The following is a 747-nucleotide window of genomic DNA, read 5'->3' on the forward strand; positions in this document are numbered from 1 at the left end:
TGCCGTCGCCCTGCGGCTCGGCGCGCGAACGCACCAGCGCAAGATCCGAGCCCGCCTGCGGTTCGGTCAGGTTCATCGTGCCGGTCCATTCGCCCGAGATCAGCTTCGGCACGTAGCGCTGCTTCTGCTCGTCGGTGCCGGCCGTCAGCAGCGCCTCGATCGCGCCGTCGGTCAGCAGCGGGCACAGCGCGAACGACAGGTTCGCCGCGTTCAGCATCTCGATGCACGGCGTCGCGATCAGCTTCGGCAGCCCCTGGCCGTCGTATTCGGACGGGTGCTGCAGCCCCTGCCAGCCGCCTTCGACGAACTGGCGGAACGCGTCGCCGAAGCCCGGCGTCGCGGTCACGACACCGTCCTTCCAGCTGCTCGGATTGCGGTCGCCTTCGACGTTCAGCGGCGCCAGCACCTCGCCGCAGAACTTCGCGGACTCGTCGAGCACGGCCTGCGCCGTGTCGTAACCGGCGTCCTCGAAGCCCGGCAGTTGCGCAACGGTGTCGATGCCCGCGAGTTCCTTCAGCACGAACAGCATGTCCTTGACGGGGGCGTTATAGCTCATGGTCGATGTTCCAAATCAGGCGGTGAATGAGGCGCGCCACGGGGCCGATACGGCAAAACCGGCCAGCTCCGGGCGGCGAGGTGAGCCATCGTAATGCCGTGCGATCCGGTTTCCATTGTCATATTCGGCCCACCTGGTGACAAAATCGGCCACGGGATGTGGGGGCGGGGGCGGAAGCGGCAGGCTGGGTG

1 protein-coding gene is annotated in these 747 nt (G+C 67.3%); it reads right to left on the bottom strand.

Annotated features, from left to right (window positions below; genetic code table 11):
* A partial coding sequence (locus DPV79_RS41555; RefSeq protein WP_208866783.1) for an acyl-CoA dehydrogenase family protein occupies window positions 1–556 on the bottom strand: 556 nt, incomplete at its 3' end.
* Between the last annotated feature and the right edge of the window lie 191 nt (window positions 557–747).

The organism is Burkholderia reimsis (assembly GCF_003294055.1).
Classification (GTDB): Bacteria; Pseudomonadota; Gammaproteobacteria; order Burkholderiales; family Burkholderiaceae; genus Burkholderia; species Burkholderia cepacia.